The sequence below is a fragment of the Blautia sp. MSK.18.38 genome (genome assembly GCF_024460535.1).
Lineage (GTDB): Bacteria > Bacillota > Clostridia > Lachnospirales > Lachnospiraceae > Blautia_A > Blautia_A fusiformis.
In genome coordinates this window covers 44,706-63,111 of record NZ_JANFYP010000024.1, presented here as the reverse complement: position 1 = coordinate 63,111, position 18,406 = coordinate 44,706, and the positions used below count along the sequence as shown (strand labels likewise).

Annotated in this window: 15 protein-coding genes, 1 other RNA gene and 2 other annotated features (1 of these 18 running past the window's edge); all 16 genes read right to left on the bottom strand. The window is 45.2% G+C overall.

Annotation, left to right across the window (positions count from 1 at the left end):
* Positions 1–151: 151 nt before the first annotated feature.
* The 16 genes from NE638_RS14125 to NE638_RS14050 all read right to left on the bottom strand — a co-directional run bounded on the left by NE638_RS14125 (position 152) and on the right by NE638_RS14050 (position 18,114).
* On the bottom strand, positions 152–364 hold the full coding sequence (locus NE638_RS14125) for a hypothetical protein (protein WP_256137224.1): 213 nt from the start codon (positions 362–364) through the stop codon (positions 152–154).
* The gene (locus tag NE638_RS14120; protein ID WP_092073208.1) at positions 358–543 is read right to left on the bottom strand and encodes a hypothetical protein; all 186 of its coding nucleotides are present in this window, start codon (positions 541–543) and stop codon (positions 358–360) included. Before NE638_RS14120 ends, NE638_RS14125 begins: the two co-directional genes overlap by 7 nt.
* Positions 544–583: 40 nt before the next feature.
* Positions 584–1,657 carry an OmpA family protein gene (locus NE638_RS14115; protein WP_092073205.1) on the bottom strand — a complete coding sequence of 358 codons (1,074 nt, stop codon included), beginning with the start codon at positions 1,655–1,657 and terminating at the stop codon, positions 584–586.
* Positions 1,658–1,671: 14 nt separating this feature from the next.
* The gene (locus NE638_RS14110) at positions 1,672–3,333 is read right to left on the bottom strand and encodes a MotA/TolQ/ExbB proton channel family protein (RefSeq protein ID WP_144093685.1); all 1,662 of its coding nucleotides are present in this window, start codon (positions 3,331–3,333) and stop codon (positions 1,672–1,674) included.
* A 133-nt stretch (positions 3,334–3,466) separates the two neighbouring features.
* A complete protein-coding gene (locus tag NE638_RS14105; RefSeq protein ID WP_044962386.1) occupies positions 3,467–3,679 on the bottom strand; it encodes a ferrous iron transport protein A in 213 nt (70 codons plus the stop codon).
* A 297-nt stretch (positions 3,680–3,976) separates the two neighbouring features.
* Positions 3,977–4,585 carry a histidine phosphatase family protein gene (locus NE638_RS14100; protein WP_173746450.1) on the bottom strand — a complete coding sequence of 203 codons (609 nt, stop codon included), beginning with the start codon at positions 4,583–4,585 and terminating at the stop codon, positions 3,977–3,979.
* Entirely contained in the window at positions 4,585–7,002 is a 2,418-nt protein-coding gene (pheT, locus tag NE638_RS14095) for a phenylalanine--tRNA ligase subunit beta (protein ID WP_015526758.1), read from the bottom strand. The genes NE638_RS14100 and pheT overlap by 1 nt, the downstream gene beginning before the upstream one ends.
* Before the next feature lie 66 nt (positions 7,003–7,068).
* Entirely contained in the window at positions 7,069–8,088 is a 1,020-nt protein-coding gene (gene pheS, locus NE638_RS14090; protein ID WP_092073221.1) for a phenylalanine--tRNA ligase subunit alpha, read from the bottom strand.
* Positions 8,089–8,183: 95 nt separating this feature from the next.
* Positions 8,184–8,405: a binding site (T-box leader), on the bottom strand.
* Positions 8,406–8,452: 47 nt separating this feature from the next.
* Positions 8,453–9,346 carry a YihY/virulence factor BrkB family protein gene (locus tag NE638_RS14085; RefSeq protein ID WP_059086355.1) on the bottom strand — a complete coding sequence of 298 codons (894 nt, stop codon included), beginning with the start codon at positions 9,344–9,346 and terminating at the stop codon, positions 8,453–8,455.
* A gap of 25 nt (positions 9,347–9,371) precedes the next feature.
* Positions 9,372–9,959, bottom strand: a complete 588-nt coding sequence (locus NE638_RS14080) for a GNAT family N-acetyltransferase (RefSeq protein WP_015526760.1) — start codon at positions 9,957–9,959, stop codon at positions 9,372–9,374.
* Positions 9,960–9,994: 35 nt separating this feature from the next.
* Positions 9,995–11,053 (bottom strand): aldose epimerase family protein, encoded by a 1,059-nt coding sequence (locus NE638_RS14075; RefSeq protein ID WP_129975317.1) that lies wholly within the window; start codon positions 11,051–11,053, stop codon positions 9,995–9,997.
* 59 nt (positions 11,054–11,112) lie between these two features.
* Positions 11,113–11,290: non-coding RNA, 6S RNA (gene ssrS, locus NE638_RS14070), on the bottom strand.
* A gap of 82 nt (positions 11,291–11,372) precedes the next feature.
* On the bottom strand, positions 11,373–12,863 hold the full coding sequence (gene thrC / locus NE638_RS14065) for a threonine synthase (protein ID WP_021652923.1): 1,491 nt from the start codon (positions 12,861–12,863) through the stop codon (positions 11,373–11,375).
* 216 nt (positions 12,864–13,079) lie between these two features.
* Positions 13,080–13,913 carry a cell wall hydrolase gene (locus NE638_RS14060; RefSeq protein ID WP_021652924.1) on the bottom strand — a complete coding sequence of 278 codons (834 nt, stop codon included), beginning with the start codon at positions 13,911–13,913 and terminating at the stop codon, positions 13,080–13,082.
* Positions 13,914–14,388: 475 nt separating this feature from the next.
* On the bottom strand, positions 14,389–16,335 hold the full coding sequence (locus NE638_RS14055) for a DUF2142 domain-containing protein (RefSeq protein WP_129975319.1): 1,947 nt from the start codon (positions 16,333–16,335) through the stop codon (positions 14,389–14,391).
* Between the two features lie 123 nt (positions 16,336–16,458).
* Positions 16,459–18,114 (bottom strand): 2-isopropylmalate synthase, encoded by a 1,656-nt coding sequence (locus NE638_RS14050; RefSeq protein ID WP_173740882.1) that lies wholly within the window; start codon positions 18,112–18,114, stop codon positions 16,459–16,461.
* A 97-nt stretch (positions 18,115–18,211) separates the two neighbouring features.
* Positions 18,212–18,406: a binding site (T-box leader), on the bottom strand; it runs 79 nt beyond the window's last position.

Here is an 18,406-nt window from a genome sequence, read left to right as displayed (position 1 = left end):
CCGATCTGCGATCTGGTTCTGGGATTCTTCGGTACTTATGGTGGTATGCTGTGCCAATCTGGCTCCTGGATTCTTCGATATTTATGGTGATACGCTGAGCCGGGCTGCTACGGAGGAGGGGTGATTACTACTTGGGCTGCGGGAGACGGCGTTATTGCGGCAGGGCCTGCTTTCTGAGCCGAAGGCGAGTTCTGTACTTGGCGATCTTTGCTTTCACAAAGGTGACCGTCGTCAGACCTGTATCTCCCGCAAAAATTCCCGGATACGCCGGACTCTCACACACATAACCATGTGTAACCATTGATGCAGGGATATGGATACGGGTAAGACTTGTACATTGCTTAAATGCACCTGCTTCTACCACCACCCCATTATCCAGAATGTGGATGGAAGAAAGGGATGTACAGCCTGAAAAAGTTCCTCTTCCACTGCCTGTTCCACACTCTCTTCTGCTGAAAAATCAGCTGCACTGACCAGCATTCCCGAATCCAGGCTGCCAGCCAGAAGCGTCATTGTCAGCATCAATGCCAGTTTTCTTTTCATACCCAATCCTCCTTAAAAAATATAAAGCAGCCATATTTTATTACTGCTTATTATCCTGATTTTCTTTCTGATTCTTTTCTTTTTTCTGAGCAGTACTGTCGGACTCTGCAGAATCTCCCTGCATGATCTTATTCAGTTCCTGGATCATCTCTTCATCCTTCAAACGGAATTTTACCTCTACACGTCTGGACGCACCCTTATCTACATTTCCATCTGCATCCAGAACCGGATCTGACATGGAATGCCCATTCACTGTCAGACAATCCTTCAGTTCCTGAACCTGTGAATCCTTCAGAAAATCACTCTTAATATCCAAAAGATACTGCGCTACCGCCAGAGACCTCTTCTGTGACAGCTCCAGGTTATAACTGTAATCTCCGTCTGTATCCGTATAACCATCAATAATGATCTCGCCAAGATATTTCTTATAGGAATCATCCAGCAATACCTTACAATATGTCGGCAGTACCATAGACAATGTCATCTTACCGGAATCGGTAAGCTCTGCCTGATCATAATCAAACATAACATTGGCATTCAGCGTCAGCGCACCTGTCTGTGGATCAATATCCACATTGAGGTTCTTTTTCTCAAATTCCTTCTGCAAAGCTTCCACAACCTCCGCTTTCACGCCGATGATCTTGTCGATCTTCTCCTGCTGTTCTTCCAGAAGCTCTGTTTTTTCATCCAGCGCAGACTGCTGCTCTTTCAGTGTATCCTGCTGGCTGGAAAGCTTCTTTTTCTGAGAGGACAGCTTCTTCTGCTGTGCCTCCAGTGTTTCCTGCTGTTTGGCAAGCTTCTCCGCCAGAGAAGACAGTTCTTCATCCTGAGATTTGATCTGCTTGTCCTTGGACTTGATCTGCTCATCCTGGCTCTTTAATGTTCCTGCCTGCTCATCCAGCGCATTCTGTTTTTCCAGAAGCTCTTCTGTATATTTTTCCTGAAGAGCGATTTTTTCATCCCGTTCCTTCAGACTGTCCTGATAGCTCTTCTGTGCCTGAAAAAGTGTCACACACATGATCAGAACAAAAAGCAGCAAAACTCCTGCCATCATATCCGAATAAGAACGCCAGACATTAAACCCATGCTCCTCCGGCTTTCTTTTTTTGCGCATTGACAATTCCTCTCTTATTTAAATAAACCAAAACGGCTTTTCTGTGCTGCCTTCGTTGCCTCACGGATACTGCGCTCGATCTCATCCAGCAGCGCTTCCTGTCTTGCACCCTGTCCTTCCAGAAGATCCTCCAGACCCGTCAGCTTATCCTTAAGTTCCTGGATACCGGCATTGCTTCCATAGCCCCAGGGCTGTCCGGCGATCAGATGGATATCACGGTTATTTTTTGCCGTCTTGATCTCAGAAAGAAGCCTGCGTACCTCATCCAGAACACTATTGACCATCTTCTGGCTCTCGGTAAATTCTTTCACTCTGGCTTCAAAATCTTCGATCATCTTCTTATCTTCACGAAGAAGCTCCTCGCTGATCCTATTGGAATCCGCAACTGCTTTCATCCCTTCTGCAGCACTGTCCACATACTGGCGCATAGATGCATTGCAGTTTTTCCAGAGATCTGCGGATTCTTTTTCATTTTCATGCATATGCCGGGCAAACTTTTCGTAATCCTGTTTCTGCAGCTGCTGGATCATCTGATTATCCCGGATAATACGATCTGCAGTCTTCATATAACTGCTCTGCATCTCATCGATTTCCTTAATGGCATCCTTCATGGCACGTTCCTGCTTCGTAAAGGTTTCACTCAGCTGACTGCTCATGGTCTTGTACAATTCTGATGTATATTCTGTATTCTCCTTCTGCACCTTCTTAAGTTCTGCCAGAGCATCATTAAAATCTTCAAACTGCATCTGAAAGGAACCATGCATCTCGCTTAAAAACGTATCCAGGATCTCCCGGATCGCATCCTGCTGCCCTTTTGTCACAGATGCGGTAAGAACGTCCAGAGAATCATTCATCTTCTGAAAAGTAGGTGTGATCACTTTCTCAAAGCTATCTGCCATCTGCACAGAAAACTGTTCCGCCATCTGTTTCATGGCTTCTGTCTGTGTCTTCTGGCTGGAAACAAGGAGATTCCAGGACTCATTCTCCGCAGTAGGGAGCACCAGTGCGTGAAAACGATCCAGAAAATCCTGCATCGCCTGGGACATCGCAGAATATCCGCTTTTCATCCCAAATGTGTACACAACAGAAAGTGCAACTCCATAAATGGAAGTCAGAAACGCAACTTTGATACCATCTACAAGAGCGGATACAGAGCTTGTCATCACTTCATAATCTGTGGGCTGGAAATTCTTAAGTCCCCACACAAGACCGATAAATGTTCCAAGGATACCAAGGCTTGTAAAAATGTCCGGAGCCATCTCAAGGAGTCTCTTGTGGATATGTACATCTACATCCTCAATATTCACAAAATCCTCTACTTCAGCGATCCCTTCTTCCGTTCTGCTGATGCTGTCAACAAAATCATCCATCTTTTTGTCGAGATAACGGTCACCGAAAATCCCTCGCAGCTGCCCAATCTCTTCTTTTCTGGCTCTTCCCGGAAGCTGAAACACTTCTGTGATCTCACCAGAGCCATGCTTCAGTGCTCTTGACAGGTTATCCATCCGATATAAACCTGCAAAAAGCCCCACTGCGTATATGATCAGCATAAGTCCCAGAAATGTAAAATTATAAAGCAACACATTCCCGGAGCCTTTTCCAACATAAGCAGTCAGGGTTGCCGCGGCCACTGTTACTGCCAGAAACAGCACTGTATTCATAAACTTTTTTCCCATAATATGCCTCCCCTGTCTTTATTTTTGAAAAAAGTTACTCTTTTGTTCCCATACTATCATAACATCTTCCCTAAAACAACCAGAAAGGACAATTCCTTCGCCAAAAGAATTGTCCTTTCGTCTTTTTTCTATTTTATACTTTTATACGGCAGGCTGCATCATCGCTGATCAGGATCCTGCGTCCGCAAACACCTACGATCACTCCGCCAAGTATCCTGCTTATGATCTGTACGGTCTTTCCTTCACTGACATCATATTGCCTGATCTGTTCCATAGTCTCCGGCATTCCGGTCATCCACTTGATCGTGTAGCTTTCCCCTGCTTTTGTCTCATTTAATGACTGCATATACTCACCCCATTCCATATATCACATCACTATCAGTAATTATCCTCTATCCGTAGGCGGATATTCGCAATCCGCACTTGGTTAAATGATTTCATATAATTCCAACACAATTCTGCATCTTTATATAATTAGTAAAGTTTAACTTTTATTTTTCTGAATCATTCATTACTTTTATATATTTTATCTCATTTTATCTCAATTAGTCAATCATAACCTGTGAAATTCCACCAATAAAAACAAGCCAAAAAAAGAAACGCAGAACAGCCATTACAGTTATTCTGCGTTTCTCATTATTTTCTATGCATAAACTCTATCTTCTTCCAGAAGCGTTGTCTTTCCATTCTTTACTTCCACAAGATTAACACAACAGTTTGGCGGCACGGAGCCTCTCCAGAAATTCTCCGGATCAGGATCTACATTCTGAAGAAGAGCACGGACTGCACATCCATGAGAGGCAACAAGAATTGTTTTATCCGCAAGAGTCGGATCTGATGTTATTTCATCCCAGAAATCCTTTGTCCTGGCGATCACATCAAAAATATCCTCGCCCTTTTCCGGTCGTTTAAAATTTACCGGATCACGGAAAAAAGTCTCGATCTGCGGATCGATATAATTACCTTCTGCATCTCTTACCTGATCACCCTCCAACACACCAAAATCGATCTCCTGGATCCGCTTATCCGGTATGATCGGAACATCACGTTTCCCCAGAACATATTCTGCTGTCTGTTTTGCCCTTGAGAGCGGACTTGTAAAACAGATATCAAACTTCACATTACGGAGAGCTTCTCCGGTTTTTTCTGCAAGAAGGATCCCTTCCTTCGCAAGAGGTACATCCGCTGCACCCTGAAGCTTTTTTAATTTATTCCACTCAGTCAGGCCATGTCTTACAATGTAGATCAGCATCAGCTTCTCAGCTCGATTCCAAGTCCGTTAAGACCATTCATGATCTTTTTCATTGCTGCGGAGATCTCGTTTTCACCAAGAGTCTTGTCATGGGCACGGAATACCAGAGAATAAGCCATGGATTTGAAACCTTTCTCAATCTGTGCGCCCTCGTAGATATCGAACAGCTGATAACTCTCAAGAATATTTCCGCCTCTCTGATCAAAAATCTCCTCGATCTGTCCTGCGAGAACTGCATGGGGAACTACAAGGCTCAGGTCACGAGTTACAGCCGGATATTTGGCAATTCCTGTATATTTGTGGTTGAAACCAGCAAATTCCAGAACATCCAGAATGTCGATCACTGCGATATATGCCTTTTCTCCGATAGAGTAATTATCTGCAACAGCCGGATGAACCTCACCTAAGTATCCAACTACCTTACCCTCGTAGATCATGTTAGCCTGTCTTCCTGGATGAAGGAATGGTTTTCCGCTGTTTGGATCGTAGGTAACCTTTTTCTTCATTCCGATCTTCTCGAAGAACTCCTCGCATACACCCTTCATATCAAAGAAATCGCCTTTTCCGTACATTCCAAGTGTAAACATGGTACGCTCATCCGGAAGCTCTGTAACCGGAAGGGACTTCGGAAGATAGATATTTCCAAGCTCGTAAAGACGAACATCTTTATTACGTCTGTTATAGTTTGTGGAAAGGGATGCCAGCATACCGTTCAGTGTGCTTGTACGCATGATACTGTAGTCCTCTCCAAGAGGATTGCTGATGGTGATGACTTTACGAAGATCACTGTCCTCAGGAATACAAAGCTTGTCAAATACCTTCGGGCTTTCGAAAGAATAGGACATTCCCTCTGAGAATCCGCAGTATTCTGCGATATCTCTTGCAACCTCCTGGATACGAAGCTTAAATGGCAGCTTACCTGTAGTAGCCTCTCCTGTAGGAAGTGTCATCGGGATCTTATCATAGCCATAGAATCTTGCAACCTCCTCTGCAACATCTGCATTACAGTGGATATCCTGACGGAATGTCGGTGCAACGATCTCGTCTGTTTTTTCATCATAAGCCAGTTCTACACGTCCAAGATAATCGATCATCTCTTCTTTTGTAAGGCTGGTTCCAAGAAGCTTGTTGATCTTCTCAGGCTCAAATTTTACTCTGGATGGCTCTCTTGTCTCGCTGCAGACATCAACCATTCCGCCTACAACCTCACCTGCACCAAGCTCTTCCATCAGCTGGCATGCACGGTCAATTGCAGCCTGTGCATTGTTCGGGTCAAGACCCTTCTCAAATTTACCGGATGCATCTGTACGAAGTCCGATTCTCTTGGAAGAAAGACGGATGCTGGTTCCATCGAAGCACGCCGCCTCAAAAAGAACCGTTTTTACATCGTCTGTGATCATGGAATTCTCTCCACCCATGATACCTGCGATGCCGACAGCCTTCTCACCGTCACAGATCATCAGAACGTTCTCATCCATGATACGCTCCTGGCCATCCAGTGTGACGAATTTTTCATCTTTTCCTGCACGGCGTACAACGATCTCCTGATTTGCGATGGTATCCAGATCATATGCATGCATTGGCTGTCCAAACTCTTCCATTACATAGTTTGTGATATCAACCAGGTTGTTGATCGGGCGGATTCCATTGGAAGCCAGACATCTCTGCATCCACTTCGGGGACGGACCGATCTTGACATTTTTTACAACTCTTGCACAGTAACGCGGGCAAAGCTCCGGATCCTCTACAGTAACCTTTACATAATCGGAAGCTTTCTCATCATTTTCCTTAACCTCTACAATCGGCGGGCAGAATTTCTTCTGGAAGGTTGCTGCTGCCTCTCTTGCGATTCCAAGAACACCGTAGCAGTCTACACGGTTGGAAGTGATCTCATACTCAAATACCACATCGTCAAGGCCAAGTGCCTTAACAGCGCTCTCACCCACAACTGCGTCCTCAGGAAAAATATAGATTCCGTATTCCGGTGCTTCCGGATACATTTCTCTGGTGCTTCCAAGTTCCTCGATAGAGCACATCATACCAAAGGACTCAACGCCACGGAGTTTGCCTTTTTTGATCTTGATCCCTCCGGGAGTCATTTTTCCATCATGGCCGCCTGCAACACGTCCGCCATCAAGAACAACCGGAACCTTATCTCCTTCTTTTACATTTGGAGCGCCTGTTACGATCTGCACACTCTCAGTTCCGATATTTACCTGGCAAATGATCAGCTTATCTGCATCCGGATGCTTCTCGATCTTATCGATCTGGCCGATCACGATCTTATCGAGATCTGCATCCAGCTCTGTAAAGCCCTCTACCTTTGTGCCTGTTAAGGTCATGGCATCTGTATATTCCTGTGCCGTTACATCCAGATCCGGCACATATGTTTTAATCCAAGATAATGAAGTATTCATTTTGGTTGTCCCTTCTTTTTTCTATATTTACTGTCAGACGGATACTCATGATCCGTGTTCACTGTTTTAGAACTGTTTCAGGAATCTGCTGTCGTTCTCATAGAGAAGACGCATATCATCGATCTCATATTTCAGAAGTGCGATACGCTCCAGACCTACACCAAAGGCAAATCCTGTATACTCATCCGGATCGATCCCACACATACGGAGAACATTCGGATGAACCATACCACAGCCAAGGATTTCGATCCAGCCGGAACCTTTACAGAAACGGCAGCCTTTTCCGCCGCATTTGAAACAGGAAACATCAACCTCAGCGCTCGGCTCTGTGAACGGGAAATGATGCGGACGGAATTTGGTCTTTGTCTCCGGTCCGAACAGCTCTTTTGCAAACTCCTGAAGGGTTCCCTTAAGATCTGCAAACGTAACATTCTTATCAATAACAAGGCCCTCGATCTGATGGAAGGAAGGTGAATGTGTTGCATCTACCTCGTCAGAACGGAATACACGGCCAGGTGCGATCATACGGATCGGAAGCTTGCCTTTTTCCATCTCACGTGCCTGCACCGGTGATGTCTGGGAACGGAGCAGAATGGAATCATTGATAAAGAATGTATCCTGCTCATCTCTTGCCGGATGATCCTCCGGAATATTCAGCTTTGTAAAGTTGTAGTCCGCATACTCAACCTCCGGACCTTCCACAACCTCATAGCCCATTCCGACGAAAATACGCTCAACTTCTTCCAGAGCGATAGTATTCGGATGGCGATGACCGATCTTCGCTTTCTTTGCAGGAAGTGTTACATCGATCACTTCTGCCTTCATTTTTTCCTCACGGACCTTCTCCTCGAAATCCTTTTTGGAGGCTTCCAGAAGTTCTTCGATCTTAGCTCTTGTCTCATTGACAAGCTGTCCAACCTTCGGACGCTCTTCCGGAGCAACATCCTTCATACCTTTTAAGATTGCAGTAAGCTCACCTTTTTTTCCAAGATATGCAACACGCACATCATTCAGCTTATCCAGGCCCTCGGATTCCTCGATCCGTTTTCTGGCATTTTCAGCCAGTTCCTGAAGTCTTTCTTTCATATCCATGGTCTATTTCTCCTTTAATTAAAATGATCAAATGATCCGCCGCCCACCCCGAAGATCCAGATATGGGCAATAAAAAAACCGTCCCTTATAAAAGGGACGGAATATCCGCGGTACCACCCAGTTTCCCATGAAAAGATCACGGGCACCTCTTATCTGCTTAACGCGCAGCTTACGTCATCTCCTACTGCTACTTCAGAGAGGAAGCTCCGGTGGGAAATTCAAGAACCATCTGAACCCGGGGAAGCTTACAGCCGGTGACTTCCCTTCTCTGTGAGAAAATGATCCTCTATAAACACCTTCACAGCTTTTCTGTCTTTTAATACTATGCCACAAGGTCTGCCTTCTGTCAAGCGCAAAGTCAGGATTCTTTGGAACTGTTTTTTTCATTTTCTTTCTTGGAAAGAAGTGTTTTTACAGATCTCTGGGCCTTTCGGAATTCATTTTCGAAGTAGGCATTGATCTCCGCCCCGTAAAGAAGCAGGTTCATACACACATACAGCCACAGCATTACCATGATCAGCGCAGTCAGACTTCCGTACATATTTCCAAAACTCGGAAAAAATTCAAAATACAGGGAAAATCCATAGGAAAATATCATCCATGCCACTGCGATCATAAATGCACCCGGAAGCTGGCTTTTAAAGGTTGCCTTTCGGTTTGGAAGCACTTTATAAAGGACCAGAAACACTGCAAACAGCACGGCAAATACAAGCAATGTCCTGGCCCCTATAACCTTGGCCAGCAGTCTCCCGAGAATCGGAATGGTTCTCTGTGCAGCTACTTGGATTCGATTACCAAGAACCAGGACCAGAAGAGTGACAATGATCGCCAGCACAAACAACAGCATATAAAAAACCGAATAGATTCGGGTCATCAGCCAGTTTCGGGTTTCCTTTACATGATAAATGGTATTTAAGCCATTGGTGATCGCCTGCATTCCCTTTCCGGACGCCCAGAGCGCCATCAACGCAGACAACGGCACGATGGCTGTACTTCTTTTGTATACTTCTACCACAATGCTCAGCACAAAGGTCTGCAGATTTCCGGGCACAAACCCGATGATGGCATCCCTGACAACATTATAGCTTAACGGTGTATAACGGATCAGCGTTGTAAGAAACAGTATAAACGGGATAAAAGACATGATCAGAAAATACGCTGCCTGGGCCGCATATGCACTGACATGATCTCCGTTTGCCCTGCGCACAAATCCCAGCATGAGCTGGATTATATTTTTCTTTTCCTCGTCCATGCTGACCTCCCTCAGGTTTCTTTTTTCACCAGGAAAAACGTTCAAATCCGATCTTATCCTGGATTTCCGGAAAAAGCTTTACTTCCGGCTGCAGGCTCTTATGTTCACCTATCATCTTTTCCATCCATACCATATTATACCAGCGGTTAAACTTATAGCCGCATCTGTGGAACTCTCCCACACGCTTATAGCCGAAATGCTTATGAAAATCCACACTGGCACTGGTCAGGTATTCATCATCTTTTGGTGCAACTGCAATGCAGGCGTTCAGGTTCAGAATTCCCATCTCTGCAAGAAGACTCTCCAAGGCTCGATAGAGTCTGCCTCCTGCACCGCTGCCCCGCCGGTCATGTCTCACATAAACAGACATCTCCGCACACCAGCCATAAGCAGCCCTCGGGTGAAACGCCGAACCATAGGCATATCCCAGAATCTCTCCCTTCTCTTCTGCCACAATATACGGATATTTCACCTTTATATCATGGATTCGCTGCGTAAACTCTTCTATGGAAGGTGTTTCGTATTCAAATGTGATCGCAGTTTTTTCTACGTAGTAGGAATAAATTTCCAAAAGTGTTGCTGCATCCTTCTCTTCTGCCACACGTATCTGCATTGCCTTCTCGCACCTCTTTTATTTCTGTTTGTCTGTTATTTCACAAAGAAACGGTAAACCGTTTCAGAGCTGTACTCTTCACCGGGAAGCAGGATCGGAGAATGGAAATCCTCTACATTGACTGCATTTGGCTCCACCTGTGTCTCCAGGCAGAATCCATAACGTTCATGATAAACATGACCGTTCTTTCCCTTCTCATCCTTAACAAAATTGCCTGCATAGAACTGCACACATGGGCAGTCGGAGGAAACCTCCATACCGATACCGGATTCCTTACAGTATGCAGTAGCGATCGAACGGACATTGCCCTTTGCATAATTATCGGTTACATAGTTATGGTCATAACCACCTGTGAACTTCAGCTGTTCAAAATCCGCCTCAATGTCTCTGCCGATCGGTTTGGAAACATTAAAATCCATCGGCGTTCCCGCCACCGGTGCATATTCACCGGTAGGAATGGACTGGCTGTCTTTTACCGGAGTAAAATACTTCGCATGAATACATACTTCCTGGTCAAGCACATCTCCGCTGCCTTCTCCGTTCAGATTAAAATAAGAATGGTTGGTCATATTGGCAACGGTAGCTGCATCAGAGCGTCCTCTGTAAAAAATCTTCAGTTCGTTTTCCTCTGTGAATTCATATTTCACAACAATGGAAAATTCTCCCGGAAATCCGTTCTCTCCATCCGGACTGATGCGGAAGAAATCCACGCTATTCTTCTCCTGGGAAATTTCTTTTACTTCCCACAGCTTTTTCTCAAAGCCATCCGGACCGCTGTGAAGATTGTTATGATTCTCATTCTCTGCAAGAACCACTTCTTTATTATCAATAAAAAATCTGGAATTCTCGATACGGTTTCCACTTCTTCCAATGATCGCACCGAAAAAGCATCCATTAATCTCATATCCTCGGATATCGTCATATCCAAGGACCACATCCTTCAGATCTCCGTTCTTATCCGGAACACATATCTTCACCAGGATCGCACCATACTGAAGCACTTCCGCATAGGCACCTTTTTTATTCTCAAGATGATAGATTTTTACTTCTTCTCCTGTAGGAAGTACCCCAAATTTCCTTTCAGAAACACTCATGTTTTAATTCCTCCCATATATGAAAAAAGAGCCACTAACCGGCTCTATGTCTTTAACCGATTAATCCCGGGATGCCGTTCCCTTATTTTTGACGCCTAGCAGATGCTAGGTGGGTATCCTCAACAGTGTCTTCTGCCTACCACGACGTGAGGTCTGACATCCAACCTGCGATTTTGGATTCCCAAAATGTCAATGTAGGTTCAAAAAGAAAAGGGGGATCGAACATTCCAGGATTCGGTTTTCGTTGTTTTTATTATAAACCAGTATTTGTGCTTTTTCAACAGAAAATACATTTTCTTACTGATTTTATTATCAATTATTATTTGATCTTAAGGATATCCTTTACTGCTGCCGGCATATCCACTGCATCTACCACCCTGTCATGAAGAACCGGGGCAGTACGGATTTCTTCAACTGCACGTGGAACAGGTACTCCGGAAAGCGCACTTAATGCGTCTACAAGGCCAAAATCATCCAGATCTTTATGCTCCTCACCAAGTGCTTCCATAACACTTCTTGTGAATTTATACGGACTTGCAGTAGAGGCGATCACTGTCGGAAGATGATCCGCTGTCTCACTTACATACTTCTTATATACGCCGGCTGCAACTGCAGTATGCGTATCAATCACATAATTGCTGTTTTTGTAGATATCACTGATGGCCTGTGCAGTCTCATCTTCACTGCAGAAATTACCATAAAAATCAACAAGCTGTGCTTTCATCTCGTCAGTAATGGTATATTCGCCGCCCTCACTTAAGGATTTCATAAGCTCTGCACATTTTTCAGCATTTTCTCCGGTAAGACGATAGATCAGTCTTTCCAGATTGCTGGAGATCAGGATATCCATGGAAGGAGATGTCGTAAGGATGAAATCTCTCTTTCTGTCATAGGTTCCTGTGCGGAAGAAATCATAAAGAACACGGTTCTCATTCGATGCACAGATCAGCTTGTGGATCGGAAGTCCCATCTGTTTCGCATAGTATGCAGCAAGGATATTTCCGAAGTTTCCGGTAGGAACTACCACATTGATCTCCTGTCCGTCTTTGATCCTGCCATCGCGTACCAGTGATGCGTAGGCATATACATAATATACGATCTGAGGAACAAGACGACCGATGTTGATAGAGTTTGCAGAAGAAAACTGGAAGCCTGCCTGATCCAGCTCTGCTGCCAGCTCATGATCATTGAACATCTTCTTAACTGCAGTCTGGGCATCATCAAAGTTACCGGTAATACCTACCACATAAGTGTTGGCACCCTTCTGAGTTACCATCTGTTTCTCCTGGATCGGGCTGACACCATGCTTCGGATAAAATACAATGATCTTCGTTCCCGGCACATCTGCAAAGCCTGCCATGGCAGCTTTACCGGTATCTCCTGATGTTGCGGTAAGGATCACGATCTCATTCTTAACATTATTCTTCTTCGCTGCAGTTGTCATCAGATGCGGAAGAATGGAAAGTGCCATATCCTTAAATGCAATGGTCGCGCCATGGAACAGTTCCAGGAAATATGCCCCATCCGCTTCATGAAGAGGCGCGATCTTTTCTGTATCAAATTTGCTGTCGTATGCTTTGTTGATACAGTTCTTAAGCTCATCCTCGGTAAAATCTGTAAGGAAACGGCTCATTACCTCATATGCTGTCTCCTGGTAGGTCATCTGTGCCAGCTTGTCCATTGGTACATCCAGCTGTGGAATGCTTTCAGGCACGAACAGTCCGCCGTCCTCAGAAAGGCCCTTAAGTATGGCCATAGACGCTGTAACTGCCTGCTCTTTTCCTCTGGTGCTCTTGTACAATACCTGCATTGGTGTTCCGCCTTTCTATTGTAAGATATTCGTTTTCTTTTCAACGTTATCACATTATAGCATGGAATTATGGAAAATGCCACCACTTTTAAAAAAGAATCTGTCTTGCCCAATCCCACCCTGTGATCAGACAGATATTCACAGCTTTCGGATAAAAAGAAACCGCCGGTCTGTTTCTGCCGGCGGTTGGTTCCTTCTGTACTGCATCAGTTCTTCCTATTTATATGTATAAAATTCATGGACCCCGTATTTAAAGAGCCTCTTCAGGTCCTTTTCAAACCATTTCACATTATGTTCCTCTGCTGCAGATTTCTGGATAAAGAACAGTGCACCTTCAGAATAATCAGTACCCTTCAGCGCCTGCTTGACCGCTTCCCTTGTTTCATCGGAAACTGCAACTTCATTGATCCTGCCATCATAGGTCGGTGAAAACTGCGGAACGCCGTCACTGTTATCCCAGACAACCTCTGTCACCGTATTCGGAAAATCTTCGCTTTTTACACGGTTCATGATGACGTTGGCCACCAGAACACGGCCCTTGATATCTTCACTTCCTGCTTCTGCCTCCACGATCCTCAGAAGTGTATCATAGTCTTCATCTGACATCAGTGTGGGATTTTCTGCCAGTGTGATCGACCTTGCATCAAGTTCATTTACTTTGTTTTCCATAGAGGAGCTTACATTAAGATCTGCAGCAGTATTGGTTACTTTCTGTACTCTCTGGCCTACGATCACCTGCTCACAGGAGCTTCCGATCCTTGTAACCGTGCTTCCGGATAATGGTGTATCCGTAACTCCTGAAACCACACCTGCGATCCCGGTAGGAACAGCAACCTCTTCATAGGGAGAGCCCTCTCCTCCATCTGAAGCTGCATAAACCCTGCCTCCCTCACTTTCTGCAAATGTCCTTGTCCCCAGAGAAATAACCATCGCCAAAACTGCACATAATGTCAGCACTGCAAAACTGCGCGCGGAATTTCCTCCGGTTTTTCCATTTCTACGTTCATCCTGCACTCCGTCAGTCTCACGTAAATCTTTCTCAACTTTCATAATCTCATTCCTTGCGTTTCATTTTCTGTAACAGCCCATAATCCTCCGATGCGATATCACAGCCCCCATTATCATCGCTTCCCGGATAAATACGGATCATTACGATTTCCTTTACATGTTTGTAACATTTTTGTAATGTATGGGAAAATTATATTTAATAATATTGAATATGTCAAGCTTTTTCCCGTATTTAACGCTTCAACGGCGGTATTTGTGTTTTATCCACACCTTATCCACATGTATTCCACATAAAATCGCAGAGTTATCCACACTCATGTCATATTTCATTTCAGAAAAAAAGGCAGATAGCGTCTCTATCTCCGTCCAATGTTGTACACCCACTTTCCGGAAATCGTACTTCTATCTGCCTGTTTATCCTTTTTCAGAACAGTTTTTTCCTCTGTTATTTACAGATTTGATTATAATATTTTGTTTTCAGTCAGTCAAGGATTTTTGCTCGACCAAATCCGACGCCTTATGCAAAACGGCACAGGGCCTGCACGAAAAGTGTCGCATAAACACACAGATCGATACTCCAGGCTCCCAGAAACAGTCCCCATGGTGTTTCCCCGGCTCCTTCGGCAAACCGTTTGGGCTTCAGCGCAAGAATCAGTGGAAAAAGAAGCGGCAGAAAATACCGTCCCTGCACGCCCAAGATCTTATCGTAGCCATAGGCTGTCCACTGTCCGTATAACGTTACAAAGATCAGCGCAAATACCAGGAGACTGACTCCTCCCAGAATGCCCTTTGCCGGAAGCTCCAGACGGATTCCCGATATATCATCATTCCCGGAAACCTGAAGGACCAAGATCAAAAGATATCCCATTGCCAGCAGGGCACAGACAGGAATGTTCAGCCATCCAAGATTACTTCCTATCATTTCTGTAAGATAGGTCACACCAAAATTATCCAGGCTCCGCACAAAAGTCAGGACAAAGGCAGCCGGATCCTTCAGGATCCCCACAAGCTGTGCAGCTGTATCCACACCTGGCTGTGACTCACAGAGATATCGGGATGCAATGACCAGCCAGCCGAAACTTAAGATCAAGATCACAGTTCCTGCACAGACCACATGAAACCAGTAATTTTTTCTGCTTTTAAACCGTTCTTTCGGGATCAGGAACAGGAGCAGGCAAAACGGCATGTAAACCACTTTGCAAAGACACAGGAATCCGGTCAGCACGTACATCCATATCAGCTGTCTTCTACTCATCACTTCTTTTTGTTTATATCGCATAGCCAGTACAAAGGCAGCCAGAGCAACCGTCAGAGCCAGGGCCAGGGCATCTGCTGACATGGAATTTGCTGACTGGATATTCACAGGTACCAGCCCCAGAAGTACGAGGAAATTTTTCCCAACAGGCGTCAGACGAATGGCAAAGAAAAAGAACAGTCCAAACATAAGCATATTGGCGATCCTTCCCGCATAGGCAAGAACCATCGGCCGGTCCGTAAACAGATCTGCAATGCGGATCCCTACTGCCTGGGGAAGATACGAAGTAGGTGCATACAAGGCTGTATTTCCAAATCCGTAAAACTGTGTTTTTTCCCGGTCGATACGCTGATCTGCATTCTCTCCGATATCCCATAATGATACATGATCCTTGGCGGAAAATTCCGGAACCAGACCACTGTTAAACGTCCTTCCATATGAGAATAAGTCGTTTCCTCCGTTGCCTTCCGACGTCAGATATCCTCTGGAAACCTCATAGCTTCTCAGATAATGGCTGTACTCATCCGGCGAATTAAAGGCCGGAACTGCCGCCAGCGTACAGATACTCATAAAAATATAAACAACGGCAAACACCACTTCTGCCCGGAGCTGTCTGCGTTTCAGAAATGCAAAGATCACCAGCATCACAGCTGCCGCCGCTCCAATCACCAGAAACACCAGTGATTTTGGAAATGGCCTGGAAATGATCCGATAGGCAAGTGTCTGTGTATCATCCTTCTGGCTCACCAACCCTGCAGCCACTCCGGTATCCCCTTTTGCGCCATCTAAAACGATCCGGAATTTCTGCCCCTTACATTCCGTAAGCTTCTGGTCAAGCCGGAAATACGTGGTATCCCCCGACGATATGGTCAGTCTGCTGGCCTGCCAGCTCTGGATCTCCCTTTCATTCTGGTACAGCGTTATCTGAAACGTTCCAGCAACCGATGCACTCTCTGTAGAAAGAAAAAGCTCCACACCGGACAGACGGTTCGTTTTGCAGGTAAACTCCTCTTCAAAGCTTCCTCCCGCACCGATCATAGACCAGGTATCCGGTCTTGCCTGCTGCCTTACATTTCCGAGGATCTCCGAATCACTAAGCAAATATGCGGAAAAGATCAAGATCATTCCCCATATCAGCAGATATTTCAGAGTATTTTTCAGCTCTGCAGACAGGCTGTATGAGCTTCTGTTTTTTTTCTTATTTTTCATAATATCCCTCTTACTCACTGTTATTTTCACATTCCGCACTATTATAGCATCTGCACGGCAAAAAAAGAAGCTGCGTTTTATGGCAGCTTCTCATTTTTTGTAAACCTATCCGGAACCGGATGCTTATCGATTGTTGATCGCAGTTACCAGTGCATCAATAGAGGCACGGATGATATCCTGATCAACACCCGCTCCCCAGGCAAGCGTTCCATCCGGTTTGCGAATTCCCACATAAGCGATAGCCTTGGAGGAAGAGCTCTGCTCCAGAGCATGCTCCTGATAAGTTTCCAGTGTGTATTTCAGTTCGTAAGCTTTCTTCAGCGCATTGCTTACCGCATCCAGACGACCATTTCCGGAAGCCTCTGTAACGATGGTTTTTCCACGGAATGTAGAAGTAACCCGTGTTACGATGCCGTCTTCCTTCTGCTGGAAATGAACCTCATTGATGCTGTATGGTTCAACCACATTTTCGAAGGTAGATTTGAACAGACTGAAGATCTCGTCCGGATGAAGCTCTTTGTGCTTGTGATCGGACACTGCTTTGGCTGCATAGCCCATAGCCTCGCGCATTTTCGGAGGAAGGTTCAGGCCAAACTTTGTCTCCAGTATATAGCCTACACCGCCCTTTCCGGACTGGCTGTTGATACGGATAACATCTGCGTCGTAGTTTCTTCCCACATCTGTCGGATCGATCGGCAGATACGGAACAGTCCAGTGCTCCAGATCTCCGTTCTCTCTCCAGTGCATACCCTTTGCGATGGCATCCTGATGAGATCCGGAAAATGCAGCAAATACAAGAGCTCCACTGTACGGACTTCTTTCATAGATCTGCATTCCGGTACATTTCTCATAAACCTCGCAAATATGCGGCATATCAGAAAAATCAATCTTCGGGTCCACACCCTGGGAATACATATTCATACCAAGCGTTACAATATCCACATTACCGGTACGCTCACCATTTCCGAACAAAGTTCCCTCAATTCGGTCAGCACCTGCAAGAAGACCCATCTCGGAGTCTGCAACGCCACATCCACGATCATTGTGCGGATGAAGAGAAACGATCACGTTTTCACGGTATTTCAGATTATCACACATGTATTCCACCTGACTTGCATACACATGCGGCATAGAATGCTCAACCGTAACAGGCAGGTTGATGATCGCTTTGTTATCTGCAGTGGGCTGCCATACATCCAGAACCGCATTGCACACCTCCAGTGCATACTCCGGCTCTGTTCCCGTAAAGCTCTCCGGGCTGTACTCAAACTGAAAATTGCCTTCTGTCTCATCAGCCAGTTTTTTCAGAAGTGCAGCGCCATCTACTGCGATCTTCAGGATCTCCTCTTTTGATTTTTTGAATACCTGCTCTCTCTGCGATACGGATGTGGAATTGTATACATGAACGATCGCTTTTGGGGCGCCTTTAACAGCTTCAAAAGTCTTACGGATGATATGCTCTCTTGCCTGAGTCAGCACCTGGATCGTTACATCCTTCGGGATCAGATCCTGCTCGATCAGCGTACGGAGAAACTCATACTCTGTCTCAGAAGCAGCCGGAAATCCAACCTCGATCTCTTTAAAACCAATCTTTACAAGAAGCTTGAAAAATTCCACTTTCTGCTCCAGGCTCATCGGGATCACAAGTGCCTGATTTCCGTCACGAAGGTCTACAGAGCACCAGATCGGGGCCTTATCCACATATTCTTTCTCCGCCCATTTCATACATTTCACCGGCGGCATGTAATACTGACGTTTGTACTTGGATGGTGTCATCATTTTGTTTTCCTCCACTTTCTGTTTCCATTAAAATTTCTCTTTGGTTTCTGTTTTTGATATAAAGACATAAAAAAAATCTTCCGACTCTGCAGATTCTGCAAGAGACGAAAGACAACTGCTGTCCTACGCGGTACCACTCTTATTTCATGAATAAAAATTCACACACTTGACAGATACGGAATGTATATACATCCTTATATCCTCTCCGGATAACGGCGGACACCGTCTGCGTCTACTCTCTTATATAATATATAAAGATTTCAGGCAGATGCTCCGAGGCGAGTTCCACAAA